At 68.3% G+C, this 17045-nt stretch carries 16 protein-coding genes; 10 read left to right on the forward strand and 6 right to left on the reverse strand.

The window, feature by feature from the left end; all coding sequences use genetic code 11:
• Positions 1 to 66: 66 nt before the first annotated feature.
• Positions 67 to 732 carry a bactofilin family protein gene (locus GRX31_RS12380; protein ID WP_016446423.1) on the forward strand — a complete coding sequence of 222 codons (666 nt, stop codon included), beginning with the start codon at positions 67 to 69 and terminating at the stop codon, positions 730 to 732.
• A gap of 71 nt (positions 733 to 803) precedes the next feature.
• Here GRX31_RS12380 and GRX31_RS12385 read toward each other — a convergent pair whose 3' ends face one another.
• The gene (locus GRX31_RS12385; protein ID WP_012203278.1) at positions 804 to 1280 is read right to left on the reverse strand and encodes an acyl-CoA thioesterase; all 477 of its coding nucleotides are present in this window, start codon (positions 1278 to 1280) and stop codon (positions 804 to 806) included.
• 41 nt (positions 1281 to 1321) lie between these two features.
• On the opposite strand from GRX31_RS12385, the gene GRX31_RS12390 reads away from it, so the two are divergent.
• Positions 1322 to 3148: an ABCB family ABC transporter ATP-binding protein/permease gene (locus tag GRX31_RS12390; protein ID WP_160852934.1), complete on the forward strand. Its 1827-nt coding sequence runs from the start codon at positions 1322 to 1324 to the stop codon at positions 3146 to 3148.
• 44 nt (positions 3149 to 3192) lie between these two features.
• Here the strand turns inward: GRX31_RS12390 and GRX31_RS12395 are convergent, their stop codons facing one another.
• Complete coding sequence (locus tag GRX31_RS12395; RefSeq protein ID WP_202396565.1) at positions 3193 to 5085, reverse strand: S9 family peptidase; 1893 nt, start codon at positions 5083 to 5085, stop codon at positions 3193 to 3195.
• Positions 5086 to 5315: 230 nt separating this feature from the next.
• Here GRX31_RS12395 and GRX31_RS12400 point away from each other — a divergent pair, with 230 nt between their 5' ends.
• The 7 genes from GRX31_RS12400 (at position 5316) to GRX31_RS12430 (ending at position 12577) form a co-directional block, all read left to right on the forward strand.
• Entirely contained in the window at positions 5316 to 6074 is a 759-nt protein-coding gene (locus tag GRX31_RS12400) for a GntR family transcriptional regulator (protein ID WP_160852938.1), read from the forward strand.
• Positions 6075 to 6178: 104 nt separating this feature from the next.
• Positions 6179 to 7270, forward strand: coding sequence for an aromatic ring-hydroxylating oxygenase subunit alpha (locus GRX31_RS12405; protein ID WP_012203282.1), 1092 nt, complete (start codon positions 6179 to 6181; stop codon positions 7268 to 7270).
• A gap of 96 nt (positions 7271 to 7366) precedes the next feature.
• Positions 7367 to 7840, forward strand: a complete 474-nt coding sequence (locus GRX31_RS12410) for a MarR family winged helix-turn-helix transcriptional regulator (protein WP_016446419.1) — start codon at positions 7367 to 7369, stop codon at positions 7838 to 7840.
• Between the two features lie 254 nt (positions 7841 to 8094).
• Positions 8095 to 9447: an MFS transporter gene (locus tag GRX31_RS12415; protein ID WP_154835761.1), complete on the forward strand. Its 1353-nt coding sequence runs from the start codon at positions 8095 to 8097 to the stop codon at positions 9445 to 9447.
• Positions 9448 to 9476: 29 nt separating this feature from the next.
• Positions 9477 to 10553, forward strand: a complete 1077-nt coding sequence (locus GRX31_RS12420; protein WP_160852940.1) for an aromatic ring-hydroxylating dioxygenase subunit alpha — start codon at positions 9477 to 9479, stop codon at positions 10551 to 10553.
• Positions 10554 to 10587: 34 nt separating this feature from the next.
• Positions 10588 to 11550, forward strand: coding sequence for a PDR/VanB family oxidoreductase (locus GRX31_RS12425; protein WP_016451799.1), 963 nt, complete (start codon positions 10588 to 10590; stop codon positions 11548 to 11550).
• 79 nt (positions 11551 to 11629) lie between these two features.
• Positions 11630 to 12577 (forward strand): 2-hydroxyacid dehydrogenase, encoded by a 948-nt coding sequence (locus GRX31_RS12430; RefSeq protein WP_160852942.1) that lies wholly within the window; start codon positions 11630 to 11632, stop codon positions 12575 to 12577.
• An 8-nt stretch (positions 12578 to 12585) separates the two neighbouring features.
• Here GRX31_RS12430 and GRX31_RS12435 read toward each other — a convergent pair whose 3' ends face one another.
• Complete coding sequence (locus GRX31_RS12435) at positions 12586 to 13026, reverse strand: hypothetical protein (protein WP_337193896.1); 441 nt, start codon at positions 13024 to 13026, stop codon at positions 12586 to 12588.
• 116 nt (positions 13027 to 13142) lie between these two features.
• On the opposite strand from GRX31_RS12435, the gene GRX31_RS12440 reads away from it, so the two are divergent.
• Positions 13143 to 13811, forward strand: a complete 669-nt coding sequence (locus GRX31_RS12440) for a TetR/AcrR family transcriptional regulator (protein WP_160852944.1) — start codon at positions 13143 to 13145, stop codon at positions 13809 to 13811.
• Positions 13812 to 13981: 170 nt separating this feature from the next.
• Here GRX31_RS12440 and GRX31_RS12445 read toward each other — a convergent pair whose 3' ends face one another.
• Genes GRX31_RS12445 through GRX31_RS12455 form a run of 3 tightly spaced genes read right to left on the reverse strand, consistent with a single transcriptional unit; the run spans position 13982 to position 16892 of the window.
• Positions 13982 to 15025 carry a DctP family TRAP transporter solute-binding subunit gene (locus GRX31_RS12445; protein ID WP_016451795.1) on the reverse strand — a complete coding sequence of 348 codons (1044 nt, stop codon included), beginning with the start codon at positions 15023 to 15025 and terminating at the stop codon, positions 13982 to 13984.
• Between the two features lie 32 nt (positions 15026 to 15057).
• Positions 15058 to 16356, reverse strand: a complete 1299-nt coding sequence (locus GRX31_RS12450) for a TRAP transporter large permease (protein ID WP_016451794.1) — start codon at positions 16354 to 16356, stop codon at positions 15058 to 15060.
• Entirely contained in the window at positions 16353 to 16892 is a 540-nt protein-coding gene (locus tag GRX31_RS12455) for a TRAP transporter small permease (protein WP_016450270.1), read from the reverse strand. Before GRX31_RS12455 ends, GRX31_RS12450 begins: the two co-directional genes overlap by 4 nt.
• Between the last annotated feature and the right edge of the window lie 153 nt (positions 16893 to 17045).

Here is a 17045-nt window from a genome sequence, read left to right on the forward strand (position 1 = left end):
CGAGATGCCGGCATTTGTTGCCAGTTCGTGTGCGTAGCATCGGATTTTTCCGAAGGAGACCCACCCATGGCTGTTCAGAACCCGTTCTTTGGCAAGCGCGACAACGATGCTTTCACCTCCCGCAACACCCTGGGCAGCGGCATAGGCGCCACCGGTACGGGCGGCAGCCCCTCCGGTGCCGTCACGCCCAGCTCCAGCGTGACAAGTCCGTCGACCGCCCAGCGCCAGGCATCGGCCGTGGCGCAGGACTCCCAGGGCAGCAAGCTCACCGTAGGCCCCAATATCAAGCTCAAGGGCGTGGAGATCACCGACTGCGACACGCTGGTCGTCGAAGGCACGGTGGAAGCCACCATGGACTCGCGCGTGATCCAGATCGCCGAGCAGGGTGCCTTCCACGGCACGGCCGAAATCGACATCGCCGAGATCCATGGCGTGTTCGACGGCACGCTGACCGTGCGCGAGAAGCTGGTCATCTACGGCACGGGCAAGGTCAGCGGCAAGATCCGCTACGGCAAGGTGGTGATCGAAGAGGGCGGCGAGCTCACGGGCCAGATCGAGGCCGGTTCCTCGCCGCGCTCGTCCTCGTCGGGTTCGGCTGTGGCATCCAGCGCCTCCAGCCTGTCTTCCTCGTCGGCCGCCTCCAGCGACAGCGCCGCCAGCAGCTCCGCTGCGCTGGCCGCGGCCAGCGCGGCCGCCTCGCTGCAGCCGCGCGTCACGCCCTCGCTGGCCTGAGCCACCCCTGCGCCGGAAATGAAAAAGCGACCTGCAAAGGTCGCTTTTTTCATGGCTGCAGATGGGCGGGTTCAGCCGGCCTGCTGCTGCTTGCGTTCTGCATTGCGCTCGGCCGCTGCGCGCCAGGAACGCACCTGGTCGTTGTCCGGCAGCGACTGGGGCTTGCCCTGGCCGTCGATGGCCACGTAGGTCAGCAGGGCCTCGGTCACCTTGACGAAGCGGCCCTGGTCGGCAAAGCGCTCGGCATAGACCTCGACATCGACCGTGACCGAGGTGCGGCCCACGCGCTGCACGCTGGAGTAGAACGACAGGATGTCGCCCACGCGCACGGGCTGCTTGAAGATGAACTCGTTCACGGCCACGGTGACCATGCGGCTCTGGCCCAGGCGCGAGGGCAGCACCGAACCTGCCAAGTCAACCTGCGCCATAACCCAGCCGCCGAAGATGTCGCCATTGGCGTTGACATCGGCAGGCATGGGAATGACCTTGAGAACCAGCTCCTTGTCTGCGGGCAAGGGATGGGGCGGGAGGTCTGGGCGGGGTGGCATGGGCACAATCGGGTCAATATAACAACCGAGAATTGTCTTTCATGCGACGCGAGAGCGCTTCCCCTACGGATTTACCCTTAGTCCCAACCCCGGCACCGTCGCGGGACTGGAACGCGCTGCGGCGCCTGCTGCCCTACCTGTGGCAATACAAGTGGCGCGTGCTGGCGGCGCTGGGCTTCATGATCGGGGCCAAGCTCGCCAACGTGGGCGTGCCGGTGCTGCTCAAGCACCTGGTCGATGCGCTGGATCTGAAGGCCGGCGATGCCCGCGCGGTGCTCGTCGTGCCCGTGGCCCTGCTGCTGGCCTACGGGCTGCTGCGCTTTTCCAGCTCGCTGTTCACCGAGCTGCGCGACCTGGTCTTTGCCAAGGCCACGCAGGGCGCCTCGCGGGCGATTGCGCTGTCCACCTTCGAGCACCTGCATGCGCTGAGCCTGCGCTTTCACCTGGAGCGCCAGACCGGCGGCATGACGCGCGACATCGAGCGCGGCGTGCGCAGCACCGAGTCGCTGATCTCGTATTCGCTCTACAGCATCCTGCCCACCTTCATCGAGATGGCGCTGGTGCTGGGCATCCTGGCGCTGCGCTTCGACATCTGGTTCGCGGCCATCACGCTGGCGGCGCTGGTGTTCTACATCACGTTCACGGTCACGGTGACCGAGTGGCGCACGCGCTTTCGACGCGAGGCCAATGCCCAGGAGTCGGCGGCGCACACCAAGGCCATCGACTCGCTGCTGAACTACGAGACCGTCAAGTACTTCGGCAACGAGGGCTTCGAGGCGCGGCGCTACGACGAGAACCTGGAGGCGCTGCGCCGCGTGCGCCTCAAGAGCCAGAGCACGCTGAGCCTGCTCAACTGCGGGCAGCAGCTGATCATCGCAACGGCCCTGGTCGCCATCCTCTGGCGGGCCACGCAGGGTGTGGTGGATGGCCGCCTGTCGCTGGGCGACCTGGTCATGGTCAACGCCTTCATGATCCAGCTCTACATCCCGCTGGGCTTTCTGGGCGTGATCTACCGCGAGATCAAGCAGAGCCTGACCGACCTGGAGCGCATGTTCACCCTCATGGACAAGGAACGCGAGGTGGCCGACGCGCCCGGCGTCCAGCCGCTGCAGACCCATGGCGCACCGCCCGAGCTGCGCTTCGAGCATGTGGACTTCGCCTATGACCCCGAGCGGCCCATCCTCAAGGACGTGAGCTTCACCATTCCCGCCGGCAAGACCGTGGCCGTGGTCGGCCCTTCGGGCTCGGGCAAGAGCACGCTGGCGCGGCTGATCTTCCGCTTCTACGACGTGCAGTCCGGCCATGTGCGCATCGCCGGGCACGACCTGCGCGAGCTGACCCAGGACAGCGTGCGCGGCGCCGTGGGCATCGTGCCGCAGGACACGGTGCTGTTCAACGACACGGTGGAATACAACATCGCCTACGGCCGCCCTGGCGCCAGCCGCGAGCAGGTGGTGGCGGCCGCGCGCGCCGCGCGCATCCACGACTTCATCGAGGCCACGCCCCAGGGCTATGCCACGCGCGTGGGCGAGCGCGGCCTGAAGCTGTCGGGCGGCGAAAAGCAGCGGGTGGCGATTGCGCGCACCCTGCTCAAGGACCCGCCCATCCTGATCTTCGACGAGGCGACGTCGGCGCTGGACTCGGCCAACGAGCGCGCCATCCAGGCCGAGCTGCAAAGCGCCGCGCGCAACAAGACGGCGCTGGTGATTGCCCACCGCCTGTCCACCGTGGTCGATGCGCACGAGATCCTGGTCATGGAGGCGGGCCGCATCGTCGAGCGCGGCACCCACGCCCAGCTGGTCGCGGCGGGCGGGCGCTATGCGGACATGTGGGCGCTGCAGCAAAGCGGGGAGCCCGCCGTGCTGTAGCGCGGGGCGGCCGAGGGACCGGGCGGCCGGGTGCCTGGACGGCTTCAGGGCTTGAGGTGCGTGACCAGGAACTGCTCCATGGCCTCGTAGAACTCGAACTTGTTCTCGTCGTTGTGAAAGCCGTGGCCCTCGTTGTCCTTGACCATGTACTGCACCTCGACGCCGCGCTCGCGCAGCGCCTTCACCACCTGGTCGCTCTCGTCCTTGTTCACGCGCGGATCGCGCGCGCCCTGGGCGATGAACAGCGGGGCCTTGATGCGGTCCACATGCAGGGCCGGCGAGGTGGCGGCCAGGCGCTCCCTGTCGCGCTCGGGATCGCCCACCATGGCGTGCATCTGGTCCAGCAGCGGCTTCCAGTAGGGCGGAATGGTCTTCATGAAGGTGAACAGGTTGGACACGCCCACATAGTCCACGGCCGCCGCATACAGGTCGGGCGTGAAGGCCACGCCGGCCAGCGTGGCATAGCCGCCATAGCTGCCGCCGTAGATGCCGATGCGCGCAGGGTCGGCAATGCCCTGGTCGATCAGCCAGTGCACGCCATCGGTGATGTCGTCCTGCATCTTCAGGCCCCATTGGCCGAATCCCGCTTCCCAGAACGCGCGGCCATAGCCCGTGGAGCCCCGGAAGTTCACCTGCAGCACGCAGAACCCTCGGTTGGCGAGGAACTGCACCTCGGGGTTGTAGCCCCAGCCGTCGCGGGCCCAGGGGCCGCCGTGCGGGTTGATGATGCAGGCCAGGTTCCGGGGCTCTCGGCCGGCCGGCAAGGTCAGGTAGCCGTGGATGGTCAGGCCGTCGCGGCTGGTGTAGCTGACGGGCTGCACGCGCGACATGGCGGACTCGGGAATGGCCGGGTTGATGTCGGCCAGCTTGGTCAGCGCATCGGCGGCCGCATCGTAGATGTAGCGCGCGCCCGGCGTGCGGTCGTTGAAGGCGGCGACGATAAACTTGTCCTCGGCGCGGTTGGCGCCCTGGATGGCGAAGTCGTAGCCGGGCAGCTGCGCAGCCAGCCGGCCGTACAGGGCTTCGGTCTCGGCATCGAAGAAACGGTACTGCGGCTTGTCGGTCTGGTAGGCGGCCAGGGTGAGCACGCGGCGCTTGCGCGAATAGGCCGCCGCGCCCAGATCGACTTCTTCGGGCACGAAGATTTCCTCTTCCTCGTCGGGCCGGGCCGGGTCGATGACCACCAGGGCCAGCTTGTCGCGGCCCCGGTTGGACAGGGCGTAGAGCTTTTGGTCGTCGAAGGTGAAGAAGGCCGGGCTGACGCTGGTGCGGTAGTCGGTGGTGATCAGGGGCTGGAACTCGCCGGCCTCGTCGTCACGGTAGAGCAGGGCGCTGTTCAGGCCGTCGCTGGCCACGGCGGCCCGCACGCGGCCCGCATGGTCGGTCTGCCAGCCGACGATGTTGCCGGGGTTCTGCGCCACCAGTTGCGCCGCGCCCGTGTGCACGTTCACGCGGTACACGTCGAAGACCTCGGCATCGCGCCGGTTGTGGCTGATCAGCACATGGTCGGGGTCGTCTTCCAGGTCGTCCTCGATGCTGGCGCGCACGCCTTCCCAGGGCGTCAGGTCGGTGGCTTCGCCGCTGCGCGCGTTGACTGCCAGCACATGGAAGTTCTCGTCGCCGCCGAAGTCCTTCTGGTAGAGCACTACATCCGGGCCCTTCCAGAAGAAGTTGCTGATGTCGCGCTCGGTCTCGGCCGTGATGCGGCGCGGCTCGCCCACAGGGGTGTTGCCCTCCAGCGCCTGCACATGGATATTCATGCGCGCCGGATGGCCGTCCACGCTGACGGGCTGCATGAAGCCCAGCATGCTTCCGTCATCGGCCAGGCGGAAGAAGCCGCGTTCCGGATTGCGGAAGAAGTCCTTGATCGGATAGGCCTGCGGAGCCTGCGCATCGGCGCTGGCATCCCGTGCCAGGTTGAGGATGTGGGCGGCCATGGCGGGGTGTCGGGAAAACGTCGGCAAGGGTGACCTCCTGGGTTGCAGCGGCAGGGGAAAAAGGGAGCCGGCCATGATGCCATGGTGCTGTATACAAACAGGCGGGCCACTGTCTTTGCTGGGATTGGTTGTATACATTTGATTGGTGTTTTCCCGTGTTTTTGCGGAAAAGTGCACCATGAATCGCCTTGGATGTATACATTCACGCCATTCCATCCAGACAAAGCCCCATGAGCCCTCAGCTTGCCCCCGCCGCCTCCGAACCGGAAAGCCATTCCCAGGTCATCAAGGCCCAGCTGCAACTGCGCGAGATGATTCTTGCGGGCGAACTGCCCGCAGGCGAGCGCATTGCCGAGCTGACCGTGGTGCAGCGCCTGGGCATCTCGCGCACGCCGGTGCGCGCCGCGCTGATGCGGCTGGAGCAGGAAGGCCTGCTCGAAGCCATGGCCGGCGGGCGCGGCTACCGCGTGCGGCTGTTCTCCGAGGCCGATGTGGCCGATGCCATCGAACTGCGCGGCACGCTGGAAGGCCTGGCCGCGCGCTGGGCGGCCGAGCGCGGCGTGGCCGAGCCGCTGCTGGCGCAGGCCGGGCGCTGCCTGGATGCCATCGACCGTGTGCTGGAGACGGCCGACTGGGGCGACGAGGCCTTCTCGCGCTATGTGGCGCTGAACTCCGAATTCCACGACCTGCTGCATTCCATGGCCGGCAGCAGCGTCATGCAGCGCGAGCTGGAGCGCGTGGTGCGCATGCCCTTCGCCTCGCCTTCGGGCTTTGTGCTGGCGCGGGCCGAATCCCCGCGTGCGCGCCACAGCCTGATGGTGGCCCAGGACCAGCACCGCCAGGTGCTGGACGCCATTGCCGCGCGCGAGGGCGCCCGGGCCGAGGCGCTGATGAAAGAGCACTCGCGCATTGCGCGCCGCAACCTGCGCGAAGCCGTGAGCGAGCCCGGCAGCCATGCGGTTCCTGGCGTGCAGTTGATTCGAGTCTGATCTGCGCTTGATGTGTGCTTGATGTGCGCCGGCGGCCTCGGTCGCCCGTGCCCCAGCCACCGCAGCGCCAAGGACTGCGGACCCCACCCATAAAGGAGACCCCCATGAGCACATTCCCCAAGAACACCTGGTACGTGGCCGCCACGTCCGACGAGATCCAGGACAAGCCGCTGGGCCGTCGCATCTGCGGCGAGCGCATCGCGTTCTACCGCGCGCAGCACGGCATTGCCGCCGTGGAGGATTTCTGCCCGCACCGCGGCGCGCCCCTGTCGCTGGGCTTTGTCTGCGAGGGCAAGCTGGTCTGCGGCTACCACGGGCTGGAGATGGGCTGCGACGGCAAGACCATTGCCATGCCGGGCCAGCGCGTGCGCGGCTTCCCCGAGATCCGCAGCTATCCCGTCGAGGAGCGCCATGGCTTCATCTGGGTCTGGCCCGGCGACAAGGCGCTGGCCGATGCCGCGCTCATCCCGAAGCTGCCCTGGCACGACAACCCCGAATGGGCCTATGGCGGCGGCATGTTCCACATCCAGGCCGACTACCGGCTGATGATCGACAACCTCATGGACCTGACGCACGAGACCTATGTGCACGCCAGCTCCATCGGCCAGGCCGAGATCGACGAGACGCCCTGCAAGACCGAGACGCGCGGCGAGGGCGCCGATGTCGAGGTCGTCACCAGCCGCTTCATGAACGACATCCCCGCCCCCCCGTTCTGGAAGATGGCGCTGCGCAGCAACGGCCTGGCCGACGATGTGCCCGTGGACCGTTGGCAGGTCTGCCGCTTCACCCCGCCCAGCCATGTGCTGATCGAGGTCGGCGTGGCCCACGCAGGCCACGGCGGCTACGACGCGCCCGACGAGCACAAGGTCTACAGCATGGTGGTGGACTTCATCACGCCGGAGACCGAGGAGTCCATGTGGTACTTCTGGGGCATGGCGCGCCGCTTCAATCCGGGCGATGCCGAAGTCACCGACCGCATACGCGAGGGCCAGCACAAGATCTTCAGCGAAGACCTGCAGATGCTGGAGCTGCAGCAGCGCAACCTCAGTGCCCACCCCGACCGCAAGCTGCTCAAGCTCAACATCGATGCGGGCGGCGTGCAGTCGCGCAAGGTCATCGACAAATGGATTGCGCAGGAACAGCAGGCGGCGGCGGTGGCCGCAGCAGCGGCCCAGCCTGCCGCCGCGGTGGCCTGAGGCCGGCCATGGCCCGGCGCGCATCCAGGACCGGCGCCGGGGATGGGGTAATCTCGGCGGGCTTCAACCCCAGGGCCGCAAGGCCTGCCGCCACCGATGGTCCACTCCGCCTCCGATCCGCTTTCCATCGACCTCTACGACCAGCCGGGCCACCTGATCCGGCGCGCGCAGCAGATCGCGGCGCAGCTGTTCCGCGACGTGCTGGGGCCGGACGTGACGCCGGTGCAGTACGCCATCCTGCGCATGCTGCAGGAAAAACCGGGCATCGACCAGGTGACGCTGGCGCGGCTGGTGGCGCTGGACAACTCCACCACGGCCGACATCGCGGCGCGACTGGAGGCCAAGGGCTGGGTGCTGCGCGAGATCCTGCCCCGGCGCCAGCGGCGCCTGACGCTCACGGCCGAGGGCGAGGCCATGCTGGGCGGCTTCGTGCCGAATGTGCACGAACTGCACAACCGCATGCTGGCCGCGCTGGAGCCCGAGGAGCAGGCCGAGTTCAAGCGCCTGCTGCGCAAGTTCGTGCAGTTGCACGACGCACGCGACGCCCTCGACGCTTCCTCATCCGACTGACAGCGGCCCGGCCGCCTCCGCGTCCGAGACTGCGCGGCCCCGCCTGATCGGGGAAATCCCGGTATCTGGCGCCGATTTTCATTCAGTAAACTGAATCACATTCAGCATACGTAATGATGTGCTGAGAACACAAGAAAGCTTCCACAGAGCTTCAACCCAAGGAGACCCACGATGACTGCCTCTACCCCTGTTCCATGGCTGCAGCGGCCTTGCGCCGCCGCATCGTCCAACTGCCCGTTGCGGGAGCTGCGGCCATGAGCGCCGACCTGCGTGCAAGCGTCGACCAGCGGCCCATGACGCGCTTCCAGTGGTCGGTCATAGCCCTGTGCATGGTGCTCAACATGATCGACGGCTTCGACGTCCTGGTCATGGCGTTCACGGCCTCTGCCGTGTCGGCGCACTGGCAGCTCAGCGGCGCCCAGCTGGGCTTTCTGCTCAGTGCGGGCCTGTTCGGCATGGCGGGCGGATCGCTGCTGATCGCGCCCTGGGCCGACCGGCTGGGCCGCCGGCCGCTGATCCTGGCCTGCCTGGCCCTCTCGGGCGTGGGCATGCTGGGCTCGGCCTTCAGCCAGAGCGCCACGCAGCTGGCGGCGCTGCGCGTGCTCACGGGCCTGGGCGTGGGCGGCATCCTGGCCTGCAGCAACGTGATCGCCAGCGAATACGCCTCGCAGCGCTGGCGCAGCCTGGCCGTCACGCTGCAGTCCACGGGCTACGCGCTGGGCGCCAGCATTGGCGGCTCCATCGCGGTGTGGCTGCTGGGGCGCCATGACTGGCGCGCGGTCTTCCTGTTCGGCGGCTGCGTGACGCTGGGCGTGCTGGTCCTGGCCTGGTGGCGACTGCCCGAGTCCATGGACTTCCTGCTGGCGCGGCGCCCGGCCGGCGCGCTGCAGCGGCTCAACGCCCTGGTCGGGCGGCTGGGCCTGCCCGCATTGGCTGCGCTGCCGCCTGCCGCGCCATCGGCGGCGGAGCGCTCAAGGCGGGGCCCGCTGCAGCTGTTCGCGCCGGGCCTGCGCCGGCCCACGCTGCTGGTCTGGCTGTCGTTCTTCGCGGTGATGTTCGGCTTTTACTTCGTGATGAGCTGGACGCCCAAGCTGCTGGCCGCCTCGGGCCTCACGCCCGAGCAGGGCGTGACCGGCGGGGTGCTGCTGAGCCTGGGCGGCATCCTGGGCGCCACCTTGCTGGGCCTGCTGGCGGCGCGCTATCCCGTGCACCGCGCGCTGGCCGGCTTCATGCTGGCCACGGCCGTGCTGCTGTGCTTCATCGTGAGCAATCCGGGCTCGCTGCTGCTGTCGTATGCGCTGGCTTTTCTGATCGGCGTCTTCGTCAACGGCTGCGTGGCCGGGCTCTATGCCATCGCGCCCATGGTCTATGGCGGCGAGGTGCGTGTGACCGGCGTGGGCTGGGGCATAGGCATAGGGCGCATCGGCGCCATCGTCTCGCCCATGGTCGCGGGCTCGCTGCTGGACGCCGCGTGGTCGCCCAGCCAGCTCTATGTGGGCTATGGCCTGGCCTTCGTGTTCGCGGCCTGCATCGTGTCGCTGCACCGGCTGCAGGGGCCCGAAGCCGGCAGGCCCGCAGCCACGGGCCGCACGCTGTCGGCGCATTGAGCGCGACTTGCAGACAAGAAGGAGAACCCATGACCGAATGCACCACCATTGCACCTGCCTCCACGCCTGCCTTCCCGCTGGACCAGTGGTATGTCGCCGGCTTTGCCTGGGAGCTGCAGGACGCGCCACTGGCACGCACCCTGCTGGGCCGGCCCGTCGTGCTGTTTCTCACGCCCGATGGCAGCGTCGCCGCGCTGGAGGACCGCTGCTGCCACCGCGAACTGCCGCTGTCCTGTGGCACGGTGGAGGCGCGCGGCCTGCGCTGCGGCTACCACGGCCTGCTGTTCGACCGCGCCGGCCAGTGCCTGGAGATTCCGGGCCAGCAGCGCATACCGCCCAAGGCCTGCGTCAAGTCCTTCGAGCTGCGCGAGCGTGACCAGATCCTCTGGATCTGGATGGGCGCCACACCCGATTCCGTGCCCGCGCAGGAGCCGCCCGCCTATCCCGTGCATGGCGATGCGCGATACCGCTTCGGCGGCGATGTCTACCACTACGACGCGCCCTACCAGCTCATCCACGACAACCTGCTGGACCTCAGCCACCTGGGCTATGTGCACCTCAAGACCATTGGCGGCAATGCCGGCATCCACATGAATGCGGAGCTGCAGGTCCGCCAGGACGGGGACAGCGTCACCGTGCTGCGCTGGATGCCCGACTCCGACCCGCCGCCCACCTATGCGGCGGCCTGGCCGTTCGCGGGCCGCATCGACCGCTGGCAGGAGGTGGAGTTCCACCCCTCGCATGTGCGCATCTGGACCGGCGCCATGGACGCAGGCAGCGGGCAGCTGGACGACCCGCAGCGCGAAGGCTTTCACATGCGGGGCTTTCACGGCGTGACGCCGGAGACCGAGCATTCGGCCCACTACTTCTGGACCATTGCCACCAACCCGCATCCCGACATGCAGGACACCACGCGCCTGGTGATCGACCAGACGGCCGCCACCTTCGAGGAGGACAAGGTCGTCATCGAGGCCCAGTTCCGCAACCAGCAGCGCTTTGGCGCGCGCCCCGTCATCGACATCCACGTGGACGCCGGCCCCAACCGCGCGCGCCGCGTGATCAGCCGGCTGCGCGAGGCCAGCGCCCATGCGCTGGCGGCGGCCTGATTTTCCGAACCCATCCCTTTCCGCTTTTTTTCCCATGCAAGCCAACCCCATCCTCCAGGTGCGCGTCGCGCGCAAATGCGCCGAGGCGCAGGACATCTGCAGCCTTGAACTCGTGCCGCTGGACGGCGAAAGCCTGCCCGCCTTCACGGCCGGCTCGCACATCGACCTGCACCTGCCCGGCGGCCTGGTGCGCCAGTACTCGCTGTGCAACGACCCGCAGGACACGGGTCGCTACGTGGTCGGCGTACTGCGCGAAGCCGCCTCGCGCGGCGGTTCGGCCGCCGTGCACGAACAGGTGCAGGAAGGCCAGCAGATCGCCATCGGCGCGCCGCGCAACCACTTCGCGCTGCATGCGGGCGGCCCTGCGCGGCATCTGCTGCTGGCCGGCGGCATAGGCATCACGCCCGTGCTGGCCATGGCGCGCCAGCTGGCGCGCGAGGGTGCCGACTTCGAACTGCACTACTGCGCGCGTTCGCGCGAGCGCATGGCCTTCACGGCCCTGCTGCAGTCCATGCCCTGGGCCGACCGCGTGCACCTGCATGTGGATGGCGAGGGCGCGCTCGACATGGCGCAGCTCCTCGGCGCCCCGCAGGCGGGCCTGCACCTGTATGTCTGTGGCCCACGCGGCTTCATGGACGCGGCCCTGGGCATGGCTCGCGCATCGGGCTGGAGCGAGGACCGCCTGCACTACGAATTCTTTGCAGGCGAGGCCGTGCAGCGCGAGGGCGATGCCGGGTTCGAGATCGAGATCGCCAGCACCGGCCAGGTGGTGCGCGTGGCGCCCGAGCAGACCGTGGTCCAGGCGCTGGCCGGCATCGGCGTGGAGGTGCAGACCTCGTGCGAGCAGGGCGTGTGCGGCACCTGCCTCACGCGTGTGCTCTCGGGCGAGCCCGAGCACCGCGACATGTACCTGACCGAGGACGAGCAGGCCGCCTGCGACCAGTTTCTGCCCTGCTGCTCGCGCGCGAAATCCGCCCGGCTGGTGCTGGACCTGTAGCGCTGGACCCGGCCGGCCGGCGCACAATGAGGTTTTCCCCCAAGGCCCGCCCTGTGGCGGCGGGCGCCGCCTTCCTGCCATGCAACCTGCCCTGCTCGTCCTCAACTTCAATACCGAGGCCCATCTGCGCCAGATGGCCCAGGCCTTTCCCTCCTTCGACCTGCTCTACGCGCCCGACGCCGCCCAGTGCGAGGCCGCCATCGCCGAGCACGGCACGCGCATACAGGCCGTGCTGACCATAGGCTCCATCGGCCTGTCGGCCGCGCAGATGCAGCGCATGCCCGCCCTCAGGCTGGTCTGCGCGCTGGGCGCGGGCTACGAGAACATCGATGTCGCCCATGCGCAGGCCAACGGCATTGCCGTGGGCAATGGCGCAGGCACCAATGACGACTGCGTGGCCGACCATGCCATGGGCCTGCTGATCGCCTCCGTGCGCGGCCTGGTGCGCCTGGACCGCGCCACGCGCGACGGCGTCTGGCGCACCGCCATGCCGCTGCCGCCCAATGTCTCGCACAAGCGCCTGGGCATCCTGGGCATGGGCGCCATCGGCGCCAAGATCGCCCAGCGCGCGCTGGGCTTCGAGATGGAAATCGGCTACCACAACCGCAGCCCGCGCAGCGGGCTGCCCCACCGCTACTTCGGCGACCTGCTTTCCCTGGCGCAATGGGCCGATGTGCTGCTGGTCGCCACGCCGGGCGGCCCGGGTACGCGCCATCTCGTCAACGCCCAGGTGCTGGACGCACTGGGCCCGCAGGGCCACCTGGTCAATATCGCGCGCGGCAGCGTGGTCGATACCGCCGCCCTGGCCGCCGCCGTGCGCGAAGGCCGCCTTGCCGGCGCGGGCCTGGATGTCTACGAAAGCGAACCCGCGCCCCCGGCCGAACTGCTGGACCTGGACGCCGTGGTGCTCACGCCCCATGTGGGCGGCTGGTCGCCCGAAGCCGTGCAGGCCTCGGTGGACCGCTTCATCGCCAACATGCGCTGCCACCTGGAAGGCCGCCCGCTGGTCTCGCCGGTCACGGCCTGAGGCTGGATTCAGCCCTGTGCCATCCCGGCAGCTGCTGCCAGGTGCAGCAGCCCCATGACCAGGCAGAGGGCCGAGGACACATGCCAGAAGCGGTCGCTGTTGTTCGGGAACCGCGGTTTCAGCCACGGAAAGGCCGCGGCCCGCGCCACCAGCACCAGGCCGGCCCCGGCCAGCACCGGGCGCATGAAGGGCAGGGGACCCAGCAGGCCCGCGCCTGCCAGCGCATACCCCGCCAGCAGCGACAGCACCACGCCGATGGCCGCCGACACCAGCGGCGGATACCAGTGCCCGGCCTCGGCCATGCGCGCCATGCGCTCGCCGGCACCCATGAGCCGCAGCCCACGTCCCCCCCAGACGATGCAGGCGAAGTGGGCCAGCGCGGCCGCCGTGTCGAACAGGGCGGCGGCCAGGGCCAGCAGTTGCACGCCCTTCACGGCAGGGCTTCCCACGCGCCGGTGTGCTGATGCTTCTTCATGGTGTATTCCTTGGGATTTGCTGCAATGGCCGGCCACTGTAGTGCTTAAACTCCGGGCAGAAAACTCGCCTTGTGCTCAGGTTTTGCCGCATGCCCTCCCATACCTCCGCTACCACTGAATCCCAGAGAAGAAGACAGCCCGTGCAGGCCCGTGCGCAGCGCACGCTGGAGGCCATTCTTCAGGCAGCAGCTCAGATTCTGGTCAAGGAGGGCGAAGCCGCGCTCACCACCAATCGCATTGCCGATCGCGCAGGCGTCTCCATCGGCACGCTCTACCAGTACTTCCCCGACAAGCAGGCCGTCTTGCGCGCCATGGTCGATGGCCAGCGCCGTGCGGCCGTCGCGGCCATCGAGGCCTGGCTGGAGCAGGCGTCGGAGCAGGGCCTGCCGCGCGAGGCCGTGGCGCGCGGCGTGGTCGCCTGCATCGTCGAGGGCTTTGCGGGCCGTACGCCTGCGCGGCGCAAGCTGGCGCGCTTTGCCTGGCGCCAGGATGGTGACGAGCGCATTGCCCTGTCCATGCGCGAGACCGCCGAGCGCATGGCCGCCCACCTGCAGCGCTGGGGCGGCCCCTCGCTGTCCTATGCGCGCCTTTACGTGGCCACGCGGGCCGTGCTGGGCACGGTGCGCTTTGCCTCGCTGGAGGCTTCGCCGCTGATCGCCTCGGGCGCACTGGAGGAGCTGCTGTGCGAGATGGGGGCAGATATGTTGCTGGGTGGCGCGACGGACGCGGGAGCCGCTGCCCGTGCCCCTGCCCCATAGGCAGCAGGGGCTGTGCCTGTGCCATTTCGCTGGACCGGCTTCGCAGCAAGGCATGCCTTGATGGGCGGGCTGAAGTCCTGGTCGTCCTTGCGAAGCAGGATGGCGAAAAAAAGGCCCCGCAGAGCGGGGCCTTTTGCTTCTACCGGAGTGTGCGATCAACCGATAGCATTCTAACGAGTTCGCGCGGCAATGGCTTTCTCCGCCACATCCACCAGGTCGGCGCCGACCTGCTGCTTCCACTTGTCGTAGACGGGGCGCGTGGCCTTGACGAAGGCTTCGCGCTCGGCCGGCGTGAGCTGGGTCACGGTCACGCCGTTGGCGGCCAGGTCCTTGAGCAGGGGCTTGTCGGCCTCGATCATGCCCTTGCGCGCGATCACGACCTGCTCCTTGGCCGCGTCCACGGCGGCCTGACGCACGATGTCCTGGTCTTCCTTGGTCCAGGTGGCCCAGATGTCCTTGTTGACCACGAAGATCAGCGGATCGTTGATGTAGCCCCACAGCGTCAGATGCTTCTGGCCCACGGACTGCAGCTTGGCGGCCATGTAGACCGAGACGGGGTTTTCCTGGCCGTCCACGGCGCCGCTGGCCATGGCGGGCTGGGCATCGGCCCAGCTCATCTGCGTGGGGTTGGCGCCCAGCGCGGTGAAGGTGTCCAGGAACAGCGGCGAGCCCACGACGCGGATCTTCAGGCCCTTGAGGTCGGCAGGGGTCTTGATGGCGTGCTTGGAGTTGCTGATCTCGCGGTAGCCGTTCTCGCCCCAGGCCAGCGGCACCACGCCGGCCTTGTCCAGGCGCTGGAACAGGCGCTTGCCGGGCTCGCCATGCGTGAGAGCGTCGGCAGCCGCGTAGTCGGGCATCAGGAAGGGCAGGGCGAACAGGTTCAGCTCCTTGATCTGGGGCGACCAGTTCAGCGTGGAGCCCACGGCCATGTCGATCACGCCCTGGCGCAGCGCGCTGAATTCGCGCGTCTGGTCGCCCTGGATCAGGGACACGCCTGGGTAGAGCTTGATGTTGATGCGGCCGTTGGTGCGCTCGCGCACCTTGTTGGCCCAGATCTCGCCGCCCTTGCCCCAGGGAAAGGCCGTGCCCAGCACCAGCGACATGCGGTACTCGCTCTTGTACTTGGCCGGAGTCTGCGCCACTGCGGGAGCGGACGAAAGGGCCAGGGCCGCCGCTGCGGCCAGGCCGCTGGCGAGGAAAGTGCGAAGTTTCATTGCGAAGGTCTCCTTGTTGAATTTTTGGGAAATCAGTAGCCCAGGCGTGCTGGGAGCCAGAGAGCCAGCTGCGGGAAGGCGATCACGGCGATCATCACCAGGAACATGGCCAGCAGCATGGGGCCGACCCAGCGCACGGTGGACTCCATGCGCACGCCCGCGATGCGGCAGGACACCATCAGGTTCACGGCCAGCGGAGGCGTGAACTGGCCCAGCGCCACCTTGAGCGTGAGGATGACGCCGAACCACACCGGGTCCCAGTGGTAGTGCTGCATGATCGGCAGCAGCAGCGGCACGAAGATCAGGAAGATGGAGATGCCGTCCAGGAACATGCCCACGGTGATCAGCAGCAGGATCAGCAGCGCCATCACGCCGTACTCGCCCAGGCCCGATTCCACGATGGCCTTGGCCACCGGATCGATCACGCCCAGCGTGGACAGCGAGAACGCGAAGATGCCGGCCAGCGACACCACCAGCAGGATCACGGCCGACAGCTCGCCGGCCTCGCGCAGGATGGGATACAGGTCGCGCAGCGTGATGGTGCGGTGGATCACCATGCCCACGAACAGGCCGTAGAACACGGCCACCACGGCGGCCTCGGTAGGGGTGAACCAGCCGGCGCGCATGCCGCCCAGGATCAGCACCGGGGCGGCCAGGCCCCAGGAGGCCTCGCGCAGGCTGCGCCAGAACGGCGGGCGCGGCATGGACGATTCCAGCGCACCCATCCTGTGCCTGCGCGACATCCACACGGCCGGAACGATCAGCGCCACGCCGGCCAGGATGCCGGGGATCATGCCGGCCGCAAACAGCGCCGGCACCGAGGCGCCGGGCACCAGCACCGAGTAGATGATGAAGGCCACGGACGGCGGGATCAGGATGTCGGTGGCCGCAGCCGCGCCCACCACGCTGGCCGAGAAGCTGCCGGGATAGCCGGCGCGGCTCATGGCCGCGATCATCACGCCGCCCACGGCAGCGGCATTGGCCGGGCCCGAGCCCGAGATGCCGCCCAGGAACATGGCCACGGCAATCGCCACCAGGGGCAGCATGCCGGGGCCGCGGCCCACGATGGCCACGGCGAAGTTCACCAGGCGCAGCGCCACGCCCGAGCGGTCGAAGATCGAGCCTACGAGCACGAACATCGGAATCGCCAGCAGCGGGTACTTGCCCAGGCCGGCATAGAAGTTCTGCGGCACGGCCAGCAGGCCGAACCACTGCGTGTCGGGGCTGGCCAGCGCGATGGCGGCCGCACCTGCCAGGCCCAGGGCCGCGCCGATGGGCACGCCCAGGAGCATCAGGCCCAGGAAGGCGATGAAGAGCAGGGTCGCGATCATGGCGCCTTCTCCTCGTCCACGAAGGCGCCGGGGCGCCCCTGGCGCAGGAACAGTTGCAGCGCGCGCAGCGTGATCAGCGCCGAGCAGATGGGCAGCCACATCGAATACCACCACTGCGGCACGCCGATGCCGGGCGAGGTTTCCTCGAAACGGTAGTCGTCCCAGACCACGCGCACGCTCAGTGCGGCGATCACCGCGAACAGCAGGGCCACCATCAGCGTGCCGAAGCGCGCCAGGCGCTTCCTGCGCAGGGCGCTGCCGCCTTCGGCGAAGTATTCGATGCGGATGTGGGCGTTGCGCGCCACGGCCGCCGAGCCCGCGACCATGGCCAGCAGGATCATCAGGAAGACCGAGATTTCCTCGGTCCACGCGAAGGACGAGGAGGTGAAGTAGCGCACCAGCACATTGGCGAAGGTGATCAGGGCCAGCAGGGCCATGATGACCACGGTGAGCCAGTCCTCGATGCGCAGCGAACGCGGCTCGTCCGGCTGGGAAGGCGTCTCAGCGGCGCCGTTTTCGGTGGGAGGGGATGACATGGACGCGGGGAGTCAGAAAATTACACATGGCGGGGCAGATGCAGTCACTGAGCTTCCTCGGCGTCGTGTGCCGGGGGCCGTGAGGAAAAAATGTCACATTGGGTAAATGCGGCGCAGCGCCATTATGTGCGCATACGAGCGCCGCATCAGATG

The sequence above is a fragment of the Delftia sp. CH05 genome (genome assembly GCF_009827015.1).
In the GTDB taxonomy this organism is placed as follows: domain Bacteria; phylum Pseudomonadota; class Gammaproteobacteria; order Burkholderiales; family Burkholderiaceae_C; genus Comamonas; species Comamonas tsuruhatensis.